This window comes from Paenibacillus sp. JNUCC-31 (assembly GCF_014844075.1).
GTDB lineage: Bacteria > Bacillota > Bacilli > Paenibacillales > Paenibacillaceae > Paenibacillus.
In genome coordinates this window covers 2,462,942-2,479,656 of record NZ_CP062165.1, presented here as the reverse complement: position 1 = coordinate 2,479,656, position 16,715 = coordinate 2,462,942, and the positions used below count along the sequence as shown (strand labels likewise).

Genomic DNA, 16,715 nt, shown 5'->3' with positions numbered 1-16,715 from the left:
CAATAGATAAAGCTGAGGTGCTGTCTGATGTTATCAAAAGAACAGATACTTGAACTATTGCAGCCATTACTGGAACCGCAATTGGGAGTAAGTTTGACTGAACTCCAGTGGGTCCGCGATGTCATGGTTAAAGAAAATCATGTTGCTCTTACCATTGTGACGTTGGAGAACCGCTCAGAGGAGACCACTGCCCTTAGTGATGCCGCGCGCAATCTGTTGTCCCAACACGGAGTGAATGATGTACATATTCGTCTGCGTGCAGCGTCTGAGCATGAGCGTGAGAGCCTGAATATGGGACAGGCTGAAGATGAGGGTGAGCAGGACGAAGTGCTTGTAAAAGGCCACGCAGCAGGGCTGGATGGGCATGAATTGTTAAGTCCTGATTCCGGGGTTCGCTTTATTGCGATCGCAAGTGGTAAGGGAGGCGTCGGCAAATCAACCGTAACCGTTAATCTGGCTGCAGCTCTGGCACGTCAAGGCAAGAAGGTTGGTTTGATTGATGCAGATATATACGGCTTCAGTGTACCTGATATGATGGGGATTGAAGAATATCCAGTCGTCGAGGATGGAATCATTCAGCCTGTAGAGCGGTTTGGTGTAAAAGTAATGTCCATGGGATTCTTTATTCGAGAGAACAATCCGGTGATTTGGCGTGGACCAATGTTAGGACGGATGTTGCGTCAATTCTTTACCGATGTAAATTGGGGGGAGTTGGATTACATGCTGCTCGATCTGCCTCCCGGAACGGGTGACGTCGCATTGGACGTGCATCAGATGCTGCCACATAGCAAAGAAATTATCGTTACAACACCGCATGCAACAGCTGCCTTTGTAGCTGCACGTGCAGGTGCCATGGCGATTCAGACGGAACATGAACTTCTTGGTGTTGTGGAAAACATGGCTTATTATGAATGCAGCAAATGCGGGGAGAAGGATTACGTATTTGGCCGAGGTGGCGGTGGAACTCTTGCCGAGAGCCTGCATACAACTTTGCTAGCGCAAATTCCATTGGGAGCGCCGGACAATCATATTTCGGAACCGGACTTTTCCCCATCTGTTTATAAGGCAGAGTCGCGAATTGGAGCGATTTACGATGAGGTTGCTCTGTCTATTGATACCAAGTTTTAAATTTTTGGAATATGTAAAATGTAAAAACAAAAGCCCACATCTTCGAATGCGGGCTTTTGTGCATCTATATCGTGTATCCCTACAAAACTGCTTTATTTCGAAGCATTTGAGGCGTTTTTATCCTATCTTAAGATCCTCCGCTACTTCCAGACTCTCCGCCGCCGCTGCCGCTGCCGCCATCTCCTCCATCCCCACCGCCGCTACCGCCATCTTCACCTTTACTTTTACCTTGTTGTTCTCCTTGACCGCCGCTTTCAGTTTTGGGCTGGAGTTCATCCTGTACTACTTTCTTTAATAAGGTCAGTACCTCCATGCGAAACAAAGGGTTCTGCATGACTTCTTGCATAACAGTCATCGTTTGTTTACGGTATTCAGGTGTTTTGGTCATGTCCATAAACATCTTGGATACTTCAGGGGATTTCATGACATCTTCAATCGACTTTTGATACGTTGGGTCTTTGATCAATTGCATATGCAGTTGTTTGCTTTGAGCATTGATTACTTTGGCAAATTCGCCTGCGAATTGAGGGTCTGTCATGATTTTCTCGAATTCCTTCTTGTACTCTGGAGCAGTGATGGTATCTTTTACAGCAATACGTATTTGTTCCGAAGATTGCATTGGCATTAACATTTTCATTCCCACTGTCCCAGATCCACCGCCTGCACCACCACCTTGGCCGGCGCCTCCACTTTCTCCGCCTCCGGAAGAACTTTGTCCCGTAAGAGCTTCTTCAACCGCTTTTTTTCCTTCGTCACTTTTGAGAATATCCACGACCATCGTTTTCATCTCTTTATAACCGCCCTGAGGAGGCGAGTAATTCTGATCTGAGCCACAGCCGGCGAGCATGACGGATAGTCCAATTACGACACAGCATAACTGCCACATAGGCCGTTTCATGTGCACAACCCCTCCTTGATTAGATACTGGATGTAGTATGTGATGGTAAACCGCTAAATATGTTGAATGATGATGGTTTTTTGCTGTGAAGGTTGGTAAAATAAACTCTCGGGGGTGGAAAACATTTGAATTTACGTAAATGGTTTTTCCTATTTTGGTCAGCTTTGCTGATTGGGGCTGCAGGATCATTAGTGACGGGTCTAATTATGATGTTGGTTAATGGAGAAAAAACGAATGGGGTAACCGATTTTTTAATTTATCTCCTGATTTTGTTTGGGTCCGGAATTATGATTAGCGTGTATTCGCAGATGGGTTTTTTCGCATACTTGATATTGAACTATATGGGTAAAGGTGTATTTTCAAAACGAAGTTGGCAAATGGTACAGATTGTTTTAACCGTGTTGGCTTTGCTTGATGTGATGTTTTTACGCTTGTTTGTCGGTGGGGAACGAGAACGCCTATCCGATATTGTGCTTGGAATCATTATTTTGGCAGCTGGAATTGTTACCGCTTACGTAAAGGTGAAGCAGACGCATATTACGGCCCTGGTGCCTACGCTCTTTTTCATGGTAGCTGTTACCGTAGTGGAGACGATCGGTGTGCTGCGAATTGATGTGAATGCGGCCACCATCTTTATTGTGGTTCCACTGCTAATCTGTAATGCATACCAAATGCTGATATTGCATAAGCTGGTGGATGGAGCCGTGGAGGAACGGGCAAGCGAAAAGAAAGAGCAAATACAAGAAAGCCATGCGTAACGATTATCTTAAAAACGCCAAAAAGAGCTAACCAGGTTAGCTCTTTTCATTTATGGTGATTCAGCGCTTTTACTGGATAACTCCAAAGGTTACGATTACGGTAGTTGCAGCAGCTAAGCTATGCGATTAACGTTACTGTGCACTGGCTTGATCGCGAACCTCTTTACCTTTAACACTTGAATGATTGAGCAGTTCGGAAACAGTCACGAATTCATACCCTTGCTTTTTTAACTTGTCGATAATGACAGGCAATGCTTCGTGCGTTTGTTTCGATGAATCACTGGCGTGCAGCAGCACGATGTCACCCGGATGTGCCTTGCTAACAACACGATCAACAATGGTTTGTACACCAGGGTTCTTCCAATCCTGCGAATCGGTATCCCACTGGACAACTTGATAGTTTAGGCTATTGGCTACCTGAAGAACTCGTTTGTCAAAATCCCCATTAGGCAGGCGCAGTAATTTCGGTTCTTTTCCTATTAAATCGGTTAAAATGCTATGAGCTGTAGAAATTTCCTTGCGTATTTGGTCTTCAGTCAAACTGCTGTAGTTGTCGTGTTTGTGCCCGTGGCTGCCAATCTCGTATCCTGCGTCTTGGATGGCTTTTACAATCTCGGGGTGTGTCTTACTCCAGGGGGAGGACAAGAAGAAAGTGGCCTTCTGAACTTTATTATCCTGAAGGACCTTCAGAATAGGTTCTGTCCTTTTATCTCCCCAGCTAATGTCAAAGGTGAGTGCAATCACCTTCTTTTCGGTTGGAACGCTGTACACGGCGGATGGTGCTTCCTCCGAGAATACAGAAATATTGCCGCTCTCCAGATAAATAATCCCGATAGCAAAGACGGCAGCAACCAGCACAATCAGGAAACGTTTGATCTTTTTGCCGCTAAATACATAGAACGAGTTCATTCAATAAGCGCCCCTCTCCCTTAAGAAATGCTTGTTTACTCTCCAATGTATGCTCGTACCTCGCAGTTATTCGTATCAGACGTTTGTTTGTCCATCATCTTGTTTCCACAGGAGGTTATCATGTTAAAATTCAGTACATTTCTCAGAGCTCTAGGTTCGATTAGGAGTGCATTAATTTGGTCAGTTGCGCTGTTTGTTGTTGGCATAGGTGCAGGGTGGGTCGGTACGGGTCCACTGGAGGATTTGTTGTTAAAACAGATTGGGGGACTTAGAGAAGTCAGTGAACGGCTGGAGCAGGGGGGGAATGTGCAATGGAACTTTTTCCTTTTTATCTTTTTCAATAATGCCATCAAAAGCGTACTCGTGATATACGCCGGTCTGTTCTTTGGTATTCTACCTGTCATTTTCCTGTTGATTAATGGAATGGTTATCGGTTTTCTGGTGCACACCACAATGAACTATGGGGCAAGCTTTTTCGATATTGTCGTTAAGGGGCTTCTTCCCCATGGTATTATTGAAATTCCGGTCATTATTATCGCATGTGCATTCGGATTAAGATTTGGTGGGTTGGTTCTCAAAAGTCTTGTCCAATTTAGAGGGGACAAACGAAATAAGCTCGGCAGCCAGTGGGGTTCATTTATGCGCACTACCGTAACCGCCTCCTATTGGATTGTTATATTGCTTCTTGTTGCAGCGATAATCGAAAGTACACTCACATACAGCCTGGTGCGAGGATAAATTAATATGGGATGGTATTCATAAATTTTCAGAAAGTTGACCATAACAATAAAACGGGTTTCAGAAGCAACCACAAAGGGCAAATAAAGATGATCCTGGGGTTGCTTCTCAAACCGGCGTTGTCCAATATAGAGCTCTGACCGAAAGGGCATGAACTTGAATACATAGGCACGCCAATTATCCATTTGCAGAAAAAGGAGAACTCTAATGCTGGGTATGCTGTTTAACGAGAAGGAATGCAAAGAACTGGATTATGTATTACGCAAAGAACTTGATGAAATGCTGTTCGATTTAAGTGATAACCGTCTCGATCAAGAGATCAAATACGCCATTGCGAGTCGCTACAAGACAGTGTTCCGGATGTATGCACGCTTTGCACCACCCAAAGAGCTATCCAAATATGCAAGAGGCGGTAAATTAAAAAAGTCCAAGCCATAACGATATGCCTATAAGGATAATTCAGAATATAAGAGAGGTGCGGCCCGTATAGCCAGTGCTGTACCTCAAACACTATGAATGAGATATAAGGTTAAAGAAGAGAAGAGCTTGAGAAGGGATAGGAAACAATTTGTCGAAAAAGGGTTGACCTTTTTTATTCAATATGATAAATTAATTTTCGTTCCATTTTTAAGGAGAAGTTAACCGAAACAAGCGCTGAAATAGAGTGATGAGAATTAAATCGAAAAAAGTGCTTGCCAAGTAAACTTAAACATGATATATTATAAAAGTCGCCGCTGAAAACACGGTGACGCGAAAAACAGTAACAAATTGAATGTTTGATCTTTGAAAACTGAACAACGAGTGAGTAACGATCTTGCTTGCAAGATCGACGCTGAGAAATCGGTACACGTCTTCGGACGGTATGATTTCGAAGCACAAATGAGGTTTTTAATCTCGTCAGATTCAAATTGAGCTTATCGCTCTTTTCAATACTTTATTGGAGAGTTTGATCCTGGCTCAGGACGAACGCTGGCGGCATGCCTAATACATGCAAGTCGAGCGGACTTGATGAGAAGCTTGCTTCTCAGATGGTTAGCGGCGGACGGGTGAGTAACACGTAGGCAACCTGCCCTCAAGTTTGGGACAACTACCGGAAACGGTAGCTAATACCGAATAGTTGTTTTCTTCGCCTGAAGGAAACTGGAAAGACGGAGCAATCTGTCACTTGGGGATGGGCCTGCGGCGCATTAGCTAGTTGGTGGGGTAACGGCTCACCAAGGCGACGATGCGTAGCCGACCTGAGAGGGTGATCGGCCACACTGGGACTGAGACACGGCCCAGACTCCTACGGGAGGCAGCAGTAGGGAATCTTCCGCAATGGGCGAAAGCCTGACGGAGCAATGCCGCGTGAGTGATGAAGGTTTTCGGATCGTAAAGCTCTGTTGCCAGGGAAGAACGCTTGGGAGAGTAACTGCTCTCAAGGTGACGGTACCTGAGAAGAAAGCCCCGGCTAACTACGTGCCAGCAGCCGCGGTAATACGTAGGGGGCAAGCGTTGTCCGGAATTATTGGGCGTAAAGCGCGCGCAGGCGGTCATTTAAGTCTGGTGTTTAATCCCGGGGCTCAACCCCGGATCGCACTGGAAACTGGGTGACTTGAGTGCAGAAGAGGAGAGTGGAATTCCACGTGTAGCGGTGAAATGCGTAGATATGTGGAGGAACACCAGTGGCGAAGGCGACTCTCTGGGCTGTAACTGACGCTGAGGCGCGAAAGCGTGGGGAGCAAACAGGATTAGATACCCTGGTAGTCCACGCCGTAAACGATGAGTGCTAGGTGTTAGGGGTTTCGATACCCTTGGTGCCGAAGTTAACACATTAAGCACTCCGCCTGGGGAGTACGGTCGCAAGACTGAAACTCAAAGGAATTGACGGGGACCCGCACAAGCAGTGGAGTATGTGGTTTAATTCGAAGCAACGCGAAGAACCTTACCAGGTCTTGACATCCCTCTGACCGGTACAGAGATGTATCTTTCCTTCGGGACAGAGGAGACAGGTGGTGCATGGTTGTCGTCAGCTCGTGTCGTGAGATGTTGGGTTAAGTCCCGCAACGAGCGCAACCCTTGATCTTAGTTGCCAGCACTTCGGGTGGGCACTCTAAGGTGACTGCCGGTGACAAACCGGAGGAAGGTGGGGATGACGTCAAATCATCATGCCCCTTATGACCTGGGCTACACACGTACTACAATGGCCGGTACAACGGGCTGTGAAGCCGCGAGGTGGAACGAATCCTAAAAAGCCGGTCTCAGTTCGGATTGCAGGCTGCAACTCGCCTGCATGAAGTCGGAATTGCTAGTAATCGCGGATCAGCATGCCGCGGTGAATACGTTCCCGGGTCTTGTACACACCGCCCGTCACACCACGAGAGTTTATAACACCCGAAGTCGGTGGGGTAACCGCAAGGAGCCAGCCGCCGAAGGTGGGATAGATGATTGGGGTGAAGTCGTAACAAGGTAGCCGTATCGGAAGGTGCGGCTGGATCACCTCCTTTCTATGGAGAATCGTTTCCTGTAACGGAAACATTCAAATACAAAATCTAGCCAGGTCGGCTAGTTACTCACTCGTTGCTCAGTTTTGAGAGCTCAAACTCTCAAACGTTTGGTGGCGATAGCGAAGGGGTTCCACACGTTCCCATCCCGAACACGACCGTTAAGCCCTTCAGCGTCAATGGTACTTGGACCGCAGGGTCCTGGGAGAGTAGAACGCCGCCAAGCGTAAACCCTTATGGGTTTCAATATGATATATAATGTGGGCCCTTAGCTCAGTTGGTTAGAGCGCACCTCTGATAAGGGTGAGGCCGGTGGTTCGAGTCCACCAGGGCCCACCATGTATACCTTAAAATCTAATATGGGGCCATAGCTCAGCTGGGAGAGCGCCTGCCTTGCAAGCAGGAGGTCAGCGGTTCGATCCCGCTTGGCTCCACCAACAAGATTTTACAAGCTTGTTCTTTGAAAACTAGATATCGAAACGAAAAATGCGAATTAGAACATTCCTTTTTAGCTGAACTTGTGTTAAACAAGTTTCAATAAAAACGGTAGATTGCATGAGCGAGTGATCGAAATGGAGCGACTTTTGGCTTTGGACGTAGTCCAAAACAAGCGGAGCGACAGCTCGAACACGAGCGAAATGGTTAAGCTACTAAGAGCACACGGAGGATGCCTAGGCGCTAGGAGCCGATGAAGGACGTGGCGAACAACGAAACTGCCTCGGGGAGCTGTAAGCAAGCTTTGATCCGGGGGTGTCCGAATGGGGAAACCCAGCTGGGGTAATATCCAGTTACTCACAACTGAATACATAGGTTGTGTAGAGGCATACCAGGGGAACTGAAACATCTAAGTACCCTGAGGAAGAGAAAACAATAGTGATTCCGTCAGTAGCGGCGAGCGAACGCGGAGAAGCCCAAACCAGAGAGCTTGCTCTTTGGGGTTGTGGGACGTCTCACATGGAGTTACAAAGGAGCCGGTTAAACGAAGAGGTCTGGAAAGGCCCGCCAAAGAAGGTAAAAGCCCTGTAGTTGAAAGTCTGCTCTCTCCGAGACGGATCCCGAGTAGTGCGGGGCACGTGAAACCCCGTATGAATCCGGCAGGACCATCTGCCAAGGCTAAATACTTCCTAGCGACCGATAGTGAAGCAGTACCGTGAGGGAAAGGTGAAAAGCACCCCGGAAGGGGAGTGAAATAGAACCTGAAACCGTGTGCTTACAAAAAGTCAGAGCCCGTTTTAGGGGTGATGGCGTGCCTTTTGTAGAATGAACCGGCGAGTTACGTTCCCGTGCAAGGTTAAGGTGAAGAGCCGGAGCCGCAGCGAAAGCGAGTCTGAATAGGGCGAATGAGTACGTGGACGTAGACCCGAAACCGGGTGATCTACCCCTGTCCAGGGTGAAGGTGCGGTAACACGCACTGGAGGCCCGAACCCACGCACGTTGAAAAGTGCGGGGATGAGGTGGGGGTAGCGGAGAAATTCCAATCGAACTCGGAGATAGCTGGTTCTCCCCGAAATAGCTTTAGGGCTAGCCTCGGAAAACAGAGTCGTGGAGGTAGAGCACTGATTGGGTGCGGGGCCCGCAAGGGTTACCAAGCTCAGTCAAACTCCGAATGCCATAGACTTACTTCCGGGAGTCAGACAGTGAGTGCTAAGATCCATTGTCAAAAGGGAAACAGCCCAGACCATCAGCTAAGGTCCCCAAGTGTGTGTTAAGTGGGAAAGGATGTGGAGTTGCACAGACAACCAGGATGTTGGCTTAGAAGCAGCCACCATTGAAAGAGTGCGTAATAGCTCACTGGTCGAGTGACTCTGCGCCGAAAATGTAACGGGGCTAAACACACCACCGAAGCTATGGCTTGGATCGACTTCACTGCTTCTTTGAGGCGGTGTTTACCACAAGGACATTTTTGTCTGACAAGAGATGATATCTTGGTTGACCAAATGCTTCCCAGGGGATAAACACAGGACTTCGAAGCTGGAGTGAAGTCGATCCAGGGGTAGGGGAGCGTTGTATAAAGGTTGAAGGTGTACCGTAAGGAGCGCTGGACATTATACAAGTGAGAATGCCGGTATGAGTAACGAAAAGATCAGTGAGAATCTGATCCGCCGAAAGCCTAAGGGTTCCTGAGGAAGGCTCGTCCGCTCAGGGTAAGTCGGGACCTAAGGCGAGGCCGAAAGGCGTAGTCGAAGGACAACAGGTCGAAATTCCTGTACCACCGTAAGCCGTTATGAGCAATGGGGGGACGCAGCAGGGTAGTGACGCGGACTGATGGATGTCCGTCTAAGCAGTGAGGCTGATGTGTAGGCAAATCCGCACATCGTAAGGCTGGACTGTGATGGGGAGCGAAAATTATAGTAGCGAAGGTCATGATCTCACACTGCCAAGAAAAGCCTCTAGCCAGGTGATGGTGCCCGTACCGCAAACCGACACAGGTAGGCGAGAAGAGAATTCTAAGGCGCGCGGAAGAACTCTCGTTAAGGAACTCGGCAAAATGACCCCGTAACTTCGGGAGAAGGGGTGCCCCGGTAGTGTGAATAGCACGAGGGGGCCGCAGTGAAAAGGCCCAAGCGACTGTTTAGCAAAAACACAGGTCTGTGCGAAGCCGTAAGGCGAAGTATACGGGCTGACGCCTGCCCGGTGCTGGAAGGTTAAGGGGAGCGGTTAGGAGCAATCCGAAGCTGTGAACCGAAGCCCCAGTAAACGGCGGCCGTAACTATAACGGTCCTAAGGTAGCGAAATTCCTTGTCAGGTAAATTCTGACCCGCACGAATGGCGTAACGACTTGGGCGCTGTCTCAACGAGAGATCCGGTGAAATTTTAATACCTGTGAAGATGCAGGTTACCCGCGACAAGACGGAAAGACCCCATGGAGCTTTACTGCAGCTTGATATTGAATTTGGGTACGATCTGTACAGGATAGGTGGGAGCCTTTGAAACGTGAGCGCCAGCTTGCGTGGAGGCACCGTTGGGATACCACCCTGATCGTATCTAGGTTCTAACCTGGTACCGTAATCCGGTGCGGGGACAGTGTCAGGTGGGCAGTTTGACTGGGGCGGTCGCCTCCTAAAGAGTAACGGAGGCGCCCAAAGGTTCCCTCAGAATGGTTGGAAATCATTCGAAGAGTGCAAAGGCATAAGGGAGCTTGACTGCGAGACCTACAAGTCGAGCAGGGACGAAAGTCGGGCTTAGTGATCCGGTGGTACCGCATGGAAGGGCCATCGCTCAACGGATAAAAGCTACCCTGGGGATAACAGGCTTATCTCCCCCAAGAGTCCACATCGACGGGGAGGTTTGGCACCTCGATGTCGGCTCATCGCATCCTGGGGCTGAAGTAGGTCCCAAGGGTTGGGCTGTTCGCCCATTAAAGCGGTACGCGAGCTGGGTTCAGAACGTCGTGAGACAGTTCGGTCCCTATCTGTCGTGGGCGTAGGAAATTTGAGAGGAGCTGTCCTTAGTACGAGAGGACCGGGATGGACGTACCGCTGGTGTACCAGTTGTTCCGCCAGGAGCACCGCTGGGTAGCTATGTACGGAAGGGATAAGCGCTGAAAGCATCTAAGCGTGAAGCCCCCCTCAAGATGAGATTTCCCAGTATGTAAGACCCCTTGAAGACGACGAGGTAGATAGGCTGGGGGTGGAAGTGCAGCAATGCATGGAGCTGACCAGTACTAATCGGTCGAGGGCTTATCCAAATATGCAGGTTGTAATCGCAGGTTTCGTTTCGGATCTAGTTTTCAGAGAATAATCTCTGAAATGAAAATAGGTACATCACAGAATGTGTGTATGATTTTCAGTTCCACAATGGATTTCAAGAAGCGATGCTTCGACAAATCATGTTTGGTGGCGATGGCGGAGGGGTTCCACACGTACCCATCCCGAACACGACCGTTAAGCCCTCTAGCGCCGATGGTACTTGGACCGCAGGGTCCTGGGAGAGTAGGACGCCGCCAAGCGAACTCTTTCATCATACATAGAAAACAGGCTCTGCATGTTGACGTTGTACGATGAATTGCATTTGCACTGCAAATGCATATTATTCCCTGATAGCTCAGTTGGTAGAGCACTCGACTGTTAATCGAGTTGTCACAGGTTCGAGCCCTGTTCGGGGAGCCATTTGCTCTCATAGCTCAGTAGGTAGAGTGCATCCATGGTAAGGATGAGGTCACCGGTTCGATCCCGGTTGAGAGCTTTGGAAATGGGGCCCGTTGGTCAAGGGGTTAAGACACCTCCCTTTCACGGAGGTAACAGGGGTTCGAATCCCCTACGGGTCATAGCTATATTTATTAGCTTGAAAAGGGATGAGAATCCCAAAGGGTCGTCGGAGGATAAACTTCGTTAGCAATGACATCGCAGTCTCGAACGAAGTGAGAGTATCCCCTACGGGTCATAGGATGGAGGCTTAGCTCAGCTGGGAGAGCATCTGCCTTACAAGCAGAGGGTCGGGGGTTCGATCCCCTCAGCCTCCACCACTTAACTTAATGGGGATTAGCCAAGCGGTAAGGCAACGGACTTTGACTCCGTCATGCATAGGTTCAAATCCTATATCCCCAGCCATTTTATTTTGAGCCATTAGCTCAGTTGGTAGAGCACCTGACTTTTAATCAGGGTGTCGAAGGTTCGAGCCCTTCATGGCTCACTTGTTATATGCGCGTGTGGCGGAATTGGCAGACGCACTAGACTTAGGATCTAGCGTCTTTGACGTGGGGGTTCAAGTCCCTCCACGCGCATCCTTTATAAGCGGACGTGGCTCAGCGGTAGAGCATCGCCTTGCCAAGGCGAGGGTCGCGGGTTCGATTCCCGTCGTCCGCTCCAATATTTGCGCCCTTAGCTCAGCTGGATAGAGCGTTTGACTACGAATCAAAAGGCCGGGAGTTCGAATCTCTCAGGGCGCGCCATTATTTTCATAAGTATCGGGATGTAGCTCAGCTTGGTAGAGCACCTGGTTTGGGACCAGGGGGTCGCATGTTCAAATCGTGTCATCCCGATTTTACTTGCGGGTGTAGTTCAATGGTAGAACTTTAGCCTTCCAAGCTAATAGCGTGGGTTCGATTCCCATCACCCGCTTAATTGTTGTACTGAAGAGCCTTTGCAAATGCAGAGGCTTTTCTTTATTTTTATGCGTGCAGATACTAAGGTTTTGTTGAAAACATATCAAAGAGCCAAGCCCCTCTTATCACTGAATGACAAGAGGGTCTTGGCTCTTTGGTTAACTTGTAAGTAAATGCTTATAGGGAGTTTGGCCGAAATTAACGATCGTTATGATCAGTTACTTTTCTGCGCATGCCAGCTAATCCAAGTAGACCCAGCAAACCAAGCCAGCCCCAGTCCATTCCCTTGTTTCGATCTGTTGTAGCAGCATTTGTACGAACGTTGTTGGTGCGGTAGTCACCGTTAGTGTAGTTGCTGTTAGTGTAGTTGCTGTTATCGTACGTGCTCATATGTGTAGCATTGGGTTCCATTCCTTTCGTCGTGTGGCCCTGGGCAGCGGCTGTACCTGCCAATGCAGCCACTAAAAGCATGGAAGCGATAAAAGTAGTACTTTTTTTCTTCATTTGTTAGCCCCCCTTTTATGTTTGAACTATCCTTTAATCTGCCCAAGTGCAAAAGAATATTATGTAGAAATATGAATGTTAAGTTATTCCTATGATTACAGCTGTCTCACAACGTATATAACAAATTCTAAAGTAAGCGCCATTTAGAGGAAAGAAAATTACAAATTGACCTTTAATTTATTACGTCACTGTGGTAAAGTATACAAAAGCTTGCTTTGCCGGTCATGTTTCTGTATGTTTCGTCTGGTTTGTAGCAGTGGAAATGCTTGTAGACATGAATCTATTCGAAAGTAAATCATACCCGTACGACTGTATATTTATAAGAAATTAGGAATAGGTATGTGAATTTTGTATTATGAATAGTACGTGATAAATGTATCATGGGACAGCATTTGACCATTGATCGAAGCAGAACAAGAAAATGAATAATAAAGCGTGTTTTTGTGCTGTAAATCGGGGCTGATCCCCATTTTTACTAGTAGAAAAATAAAGATTTTCGTACCATTTTATTGTATGATGTTATGAAGGTGTCAAATTTGCGTGTACGATTGGAACGATCAGATGGGAGGATAAGCATGACTGAAACTATGGTAACCGCCAGCAAAAGCCAATCCAACAACCTGCTTCGGCGAGACGTGCGGTTCCTGGGCAACATACTCGGAGAAGTTCTTGTCCATCAAGGAGGCACGGAGCTTCTAGATATCGTTGAGAAGATTCGGGAAACGAGCAAATCGTTGCGAGCAGAGTTCTTGCCAGAACTTTATGCAGAATTCAAAACGATGATCCAGGAATTAGACTCGGAAAATCGCCATCAGGTTATTCGGGCTTTCGCGATTTATTTTCAATTAGTTAATATTGCTGAACAAAACCATCGGATCCGGCGTAAACGGGATTATGAACGTTCTGCAGGGAACGCTGTGCAGCCAGGATCGATTGAGAAAGCAGTACAGGATCTGAAGGAACGCGGACTGTCTCATACAGAAGTAGAGGATATTCTAGAGGATTTGTCTCTGGAATTAGTTATGACAGCTCATCCAACCGAAGCTATGCGTCGGGTTATACTGGACATCCACAAACGGATATCCGAAGATGTCATGCTACTTGATAATCCTACGCTGACGTTGCGTGAACGTGAACAGTTACGGGAAAAGCTGCTGAACGAAGTCATTACTCTATGGCAAACCGATGAGCTTCGTGACCGTAAACCGACTGTGCTCGATGAAGTGCGGAACGGGATGTATTACTTTCATGAAACGTTATTCCACGTACTTCCGGATGTATATCAGGAGCTTGAACGCTGCTTGAATAAATTTTACCCTGACCATGACTGGCATGTGCCGACGTATTTGCGGTTCGGTTCCTGGATCGGTGGAGACCGGGATGGAAATCCTTCGGTAACTTCAGACGTAACATGGCAGACACTGTTGATGCAGCGTAAACTCGCTTTGCGTGAGTATCAGCGGATTATGATTGAACTTATGGGACATCTCAGCTTCAGCACGAACATCATCCACGTATCGGATGAGCTGGTGCAGTCAATTGAGCAGGACCGTAGTTGTGTAACGTTGAAAAAAGTGGATATGTGGCGGAATGAAAAAGAGCCATATCGGATCAAATTGGCATATATGATTGCCAAGCTGAACAATGTCTTGGATGAGAACAAAGTGGGACAGCCTGACCGCTATGACAGCGCTCAAGGTCTGATGGATGATCTGATGATTATCGATCGCAGCCTACGTCATCACTTTGCGGACTATGTAGCGGATACGACCATTCGCAAAATGATTCGTCAAGTGGAGCTGTTTGGTTTCCATACGGCTGCATTGGATGTACGTCAGCACAGCAAAGAGCATGAAAATGCGATGTCGGAGATTTTGGCCAAGATGAACATCGTAGAAGATTATGCTCGTCTGACGGAGGATGGCAAAATCGATTTGCTCGCTCGTTTGCTGGACGACCCTCGTCCGCTTACTTCTCCTTATCACCAATACACGGAGGGGACTAAAGAGTGCTTGGACGTGTTCCGTACAATTAAGCGTGCTCAAAGCGAGTTTGGGGCCGGTTGTATCACAAGTTATTTGATTAGTATGACCCAGGGAGCAAGTGATCTGCTTGAAGTCATGGTGTTTGCCAAGGAAGTAGGCTTGTTCAGCAAAGGACCTAACGGCGAAGTGGTATCTTCGCTTCAAGCAGTTCCACTGTTTGAAACGATTGATGATCTTCATGCCGCTTCCGATATTATGCAAAAGCTGTTTAACCTTCCGGTATACCGTGCAAGTGTGAGCGGACGGAATGAATTGCATGAAATCATGTTGGGATACTCCGACAGCAACAAGGATGGCGGGGTGGTTACAGCCAACTGGGAACTGCGTGTAGCAATGAATGCGATCACGGCTGTAGGAAATGAACACGGCGTTAAGCTGAAGTTCTTCCATGGACGTGGCGGAGCTCTTGGACGTGGCGGCATGCCACTCAACCGCAGTATTCTTGCTCAACCACCGCATACCATTGGCGGAGGCATCAAGATTACAGAGCAGGGAGAGGTCATTTCTTCTCGTTATTCCCTTCAGGGGATTGCATACCGTAGTTTGGAGCAGGCAACTTCTGCTTTGATTACAGCAGCACTGAATGGTCTTGAGCCGCAAGAATCAGAATCCGAGCGTCATTGGGACAGCATCATCAAAGAGATTTCGGAAGTATCCCTGACGAAATATCAGGATCTGATTTTCCGTGATCCGGACTTCTTTACCTTCTTCAAGGAATCCACACCGCTTCCAGAGGTGGGTGAACTGAATATTGGTTCACGTCCGTCCAAGCGGAAAGGTAGCGACAAGTTCGAAGATCTCAGAGCGATTCCTTGGGTATTTGCATGGACACAAAGTCGTTATCTGCTTCCAGCATGGTATGCGGCTGGAACAGGGCTGCAAAGTTTCTATCAGGATAAAGAGGAAAATCTGATTGTCCTGAAAGAAATGTATGCAAGCTTCCCATTCTTCCGCACGCTGATTGATACGGTTCAGATGGCTGTAGCCAAGGCAGATCTGGTGATTGCCAAAGAATACTCAGCCATGACTTCCAACAAGGAAGCGCGTGACCGCATCTATGGTCAGATTGAATCCGAATTTAAGCTGACTAAAGAGCTTATTTTGAAAATTACCGGAGAAGCTGAAATTCTGGATGACGTACCGGTGATTCAAGAGTCAATCCGACTACGCAATCCTTATGTTGATCCATTGTCCTACATGCAGGTTCAACTTCTGAGCGAGCTCAGAGATATGCGTGAACGTGGTGAGGATGATACGGAACTGCTTAGAGAAGTGTTGCTGACAATCAATGGCATTGCTGCAGGACTGCGTAATACAGGCTGATCATTGAACTGCTGCATTTGAATAATTATATGTAGCCAGTTACCCATTACTTTGTTGAATAAAAGCTCCATTCTCTGCTCTACGGAGCGAGAGATGAAACGGGACTCCTGCGGGAGTTCCCGTTTTTACTGTTTTTGGCGGATATTTGTCATACAGTCTTGATTTTTGACCAAAGTTGATTTACGATTTGATTGGTGAATTACAAGTGTGGACGGGTATCAGAAGGCGGAAGACCCATCAGCATGTCTGGGGGAATAAGGGTGGACAATTTGGAGAACAGGCTGGTTAAGCTGGTACTGAAGGGTGACCAGCGGGCCTTTGCAGAAATCGTTGAATTATACAAGGACAAGCTGTTTCATCTGGCATATCGGATGCTGAACAACCGTCATGAGGCTGAAGACGTTGTACAGGAGACGTTTTTGCGTGTGTTTCGTAATATGGAGAAGTATGATCCGAACCAGAAGTTTTCAACCTGGATTTATCGGATTGCAACCAATCTGTGTATCGACCGCCTACGGAGAAAGAAACCATCTTACTCACTGGATGCGGAGTTGAATGATCAGGAAGGATCTGACGGTTACGCAATGCTTCCGAGTGATGATCGTACACCAGAGAGTGAAGCACTTCTGTCAGAGACGCAGACACTTATTCGTGAAGCCATTGACAGTTTGCCGGCCAAGTATAAATCAGTCATGATTTTGAGATATTTACAGGACTTGTCGCTACAGGAAATCAGTGATGTGACAGGCATGCCCGTAACAACGATTAAAACTCGTGTTCATCGGGGCCGTGATTTTTTGCGGAAAAAACTGGAGTATAAGTTGTAAAGTGAAACGTCTTTATTTTGGGCGAAATTATTTGAAACATATCCGAAACGGATGCGTA

At 47.6% G+C, this 16,715-nt stretch carries 9 protein-coding genes, 13 tRNA genes and 4 rRNA genes; 23 read left to right on the top strand and 3 right to left on the bottom strand.

Features of this window, described 5'->3' with window-relative positions; translation table 11 throughout:
* Positions 1–27 precede the first annotated feature (27 nt).
* On the top strand, positions 28–1,128 hold the full coding sequence (locus tag JNUCC31_RS10805) for an Mrp/NBP35 family ATP-binding protein (RefSeq protein WP_192271079.1): 1,101 nt from the start codon (positions 28–30) through the stop codon (positions 1,126–1,128).
* A gap of 127 nt (positions 1,129–1,255) precedes the next feature.
* On the opposite strand, the gene gerD is transcribed toward JNUCC31_RS10805, so the two are convergent.
* Positions 1,256–2,026 carry a spore germination lipoprotein GerD gene (gene gerD / locus JNUCC31_RS10800; protein WP_192271077.1) on the bottom strand — a complete coding sequence of 257 codons (771 nt, stop codon included), beginning with the start codon at positions 2,024–2,026 and terminating at the stop codon, positions 1,256–1,258.
* Positions 2,027–2,151: 125 nt separating this feature from the next.
* Between gerD and JNUCC31_RS10795 the strand changes: the two genes are divergently transcribed.
* Entirely contained in the window at positions 2,152–2,784 is a 633-nt protein-coding gene (locus tag JNUCC31_RS10795; protein WP_192271075.1) for a KinB-signaling pathway activation protein, read from the top strand.
* A 132-nt stretch (positions 2,785–2,916) separates the two neighbouring features.
* On the opposite strand, the gene pdaB is transcribed toward JNUCC31_RS10795, so the two are convergent.
* Positions 2,917–3,693, bottom strand: coding sequence for a polysaccharide deacetylase family sporulation protein PdaB (pdaB, locus tag JNUCC31_RS10790; RefSeq protein WP_192271073.1), 777 nt, complete (start codon positions 3,691–3,693; stop codon positions 2,917–2,919).
* Between the two features lie 120 nt (positions 3,694–3,813).
* Here pdaB and JNUCC31_RS10785 point away from each other — a divergent pair, with 120 nt between their 5' ends.
* The 19 genes from JNUCC31_RS10785 (at position 3,814) to JNUCC31_RS10695 (ending at position 11,974) form a co-directional block, all read left to right on the top strand.
* A complete protein-coding gene (locus tag JNUCC31_RS10785; protein WP_192271071.1) occupies positions 3,814–4,431 on the top strand; it encodes a stage II sporulation protein M in 618 nt (205 codons plus the stop codon).
* 207 nt (positions 4,432–4,638) lie between these two features.
* The gene (locus tag JNUCC31_RS10780; RefSeq protein ID WP_017692114.1) at positions 4,639–4,869 is read left to right on the top strand and encodes a hypothetical protein; all 231 of its coding nucleotides are present in this window, start codon (positions 4,639–4,641) and stop codon (positions 4,867–4,869) included.
* Positions 4,870–5,365: 496 nt separating this feature from the next.
* Positions 5,366–6,917: ribosomal RNA gene (locus tag JNUCC31_RS10775) — 16S ribosomal RNA — on the top strand.
* 106 nt (positions 6,918–7,023) lie between these two features.
* Positions 7,024–7,140 (top strand): 5S ribosomal RNA (gene rrf, locus JNUCC31_RS10770).
* Between the two features lie 36 nt (positions 7,141–7,176).
* Positions 7,177–7,253, top strand: a tRNA-Ile gene (locus JNUCC31_RS10765).
* 22 nt (positions 7,254–7,275) lie between these two features.
* Positions 7,276–7,351 (top strand) — tRNA-Ala (locus tag JNUCC31_RS10760).
* A gap of 203 nt (positions 7,352–7,554) precedes the next feature.
* Positions 7,555–10,602 (top strand): 23S ribosomal RNA (locus tag JNUCC31_RS10755).
* 144 nt (positions 10,603–10,746) lie between these two features.
* A 5S ribosomal RNA gene (gene rrf, locus JNUCC31_RS10750) occupies positions 10,747–10,863 on the top strand.
* The 16S, 23S and 5S rRNA genes sit together here with 13 tRNA genes alongside, the layout of an rRNA operon.
* Before the next feature lie 84 nt (positions 10,864–10,947).
* Positions 10,948–11,023: transfer RNA gene (locus JNUCC31_RS10745), tRNA-Asn, on the top strand.
* A gap of 3 nt (positions 11,024–11,026) precedes the next feature.
* Positions 11,027–11,099 (top strand) — tRNA-Thr (locus JNUCC31_RS10740).
* A 10-nt stretch (positions 11,100–11,109) separates the two neighbouring features.
* Positions 11,110–11,181, top strand: a tRNA-Glu gene (locus JNUCC31_RS10735).
* 122 nt (positions 11,182–11,303) lie between these two features.
* Positions 11,304–11,379 (top strand) — tRNA-Val (locus tag JNUCC31_RS10730).
* 10 nt (positions 11,380–11,389) lie between these two features.
* A tRNA-Gln gene (locus JNUCC31_RS10725) sits at positions 11,390–11,464 on the top strand.
* A 9-nt stretch (positions 11,465–11,473) separates the two neighbouring features.
* Positions 11,474–11,546, top strand: a tRNA-Lys gene (locus JNUCC31_RS10720).
* A 10-nt stretch (positions 11,547–11,556) separates the two neighbouring features.
* Positions 11,557–11,637, top strand: a tRNA-Leu gene (locus JNUCC31_RS10715).
* A 10-nt stretch (positions 11,638–11,647) separates the two neighbouring features.
* Positions 11,648–11,722, top strand: a tRNA-Gly gene (locus tag JNUCC31_RS10710).
* 6 nt (positions 11,723–11,728) lie between these two features.
* Positions 11,729–11,805: transfer RNA gene (locus tag JNUCC31_RS10705), tRNA-Arg, on the top strand.
* Between the two features lie 16 nt (positions 11,806–11,821).
* A tRNA-Pro gene (locus JNUCC31_RS10700) sits at positions 11,822–11,895 on the top strand.
* An 8-nt stretch (positions 11,896–11,903) separates the two neighbouring features.
* Positions 11,904–11,974 (top strand) — tRNA-Gly (locus JNUCC31_RS10695).
* Between the two features lie 182 nt (positions 11,975–12,156).
* On the opposite strand, the gene JNUCC31_RS10690 is transcribed toward JNUCC31_RS10695, so the two are convergent.
* Entirely contained in the window at positions 12,157–12,462 is a 306-nt protein-coding gene (locus tag JNUCC31_RS10690) for a WGxxGxxG family protein (RefSeq protein WP_192271070.1), read from the bottom strand.
* Positions 12,463–13,037: 575 nt separating this feature from the next.
* Here JNUCC31_RS10690 and ppc point away from each other — a divergent pair.
* Together ppc and sigW are read left to right on the top strand one after the other, a co-directional pair.
* The gene (gene ppc, locus JNUCC31_RS10685) at positions 13,038–15,830 is read left to right on the top strand and encodes a phosphoenolpyruvate carboxylase (protein ID WP_192271069.1); all 2,793 of its coding nucleotides are present in this window, start codon (positions 13,038–13,040) and stop codon (positions 15,828–15,830) included.
* 260 nt (positions 15,831–16,090) lie between these two features.
* Entirely contained in the window at positions 16,091–16,657 is a 567-nt protein-coding gene (gene sigW, locus JNUCC31_RS10680) for an RNA polymerase sigma factor SigW (RefSeq protein ID WP_017692117.1), read from the top strand.
* Positions 16,658–16,715 lie beyond the last annotated feature (58 nt).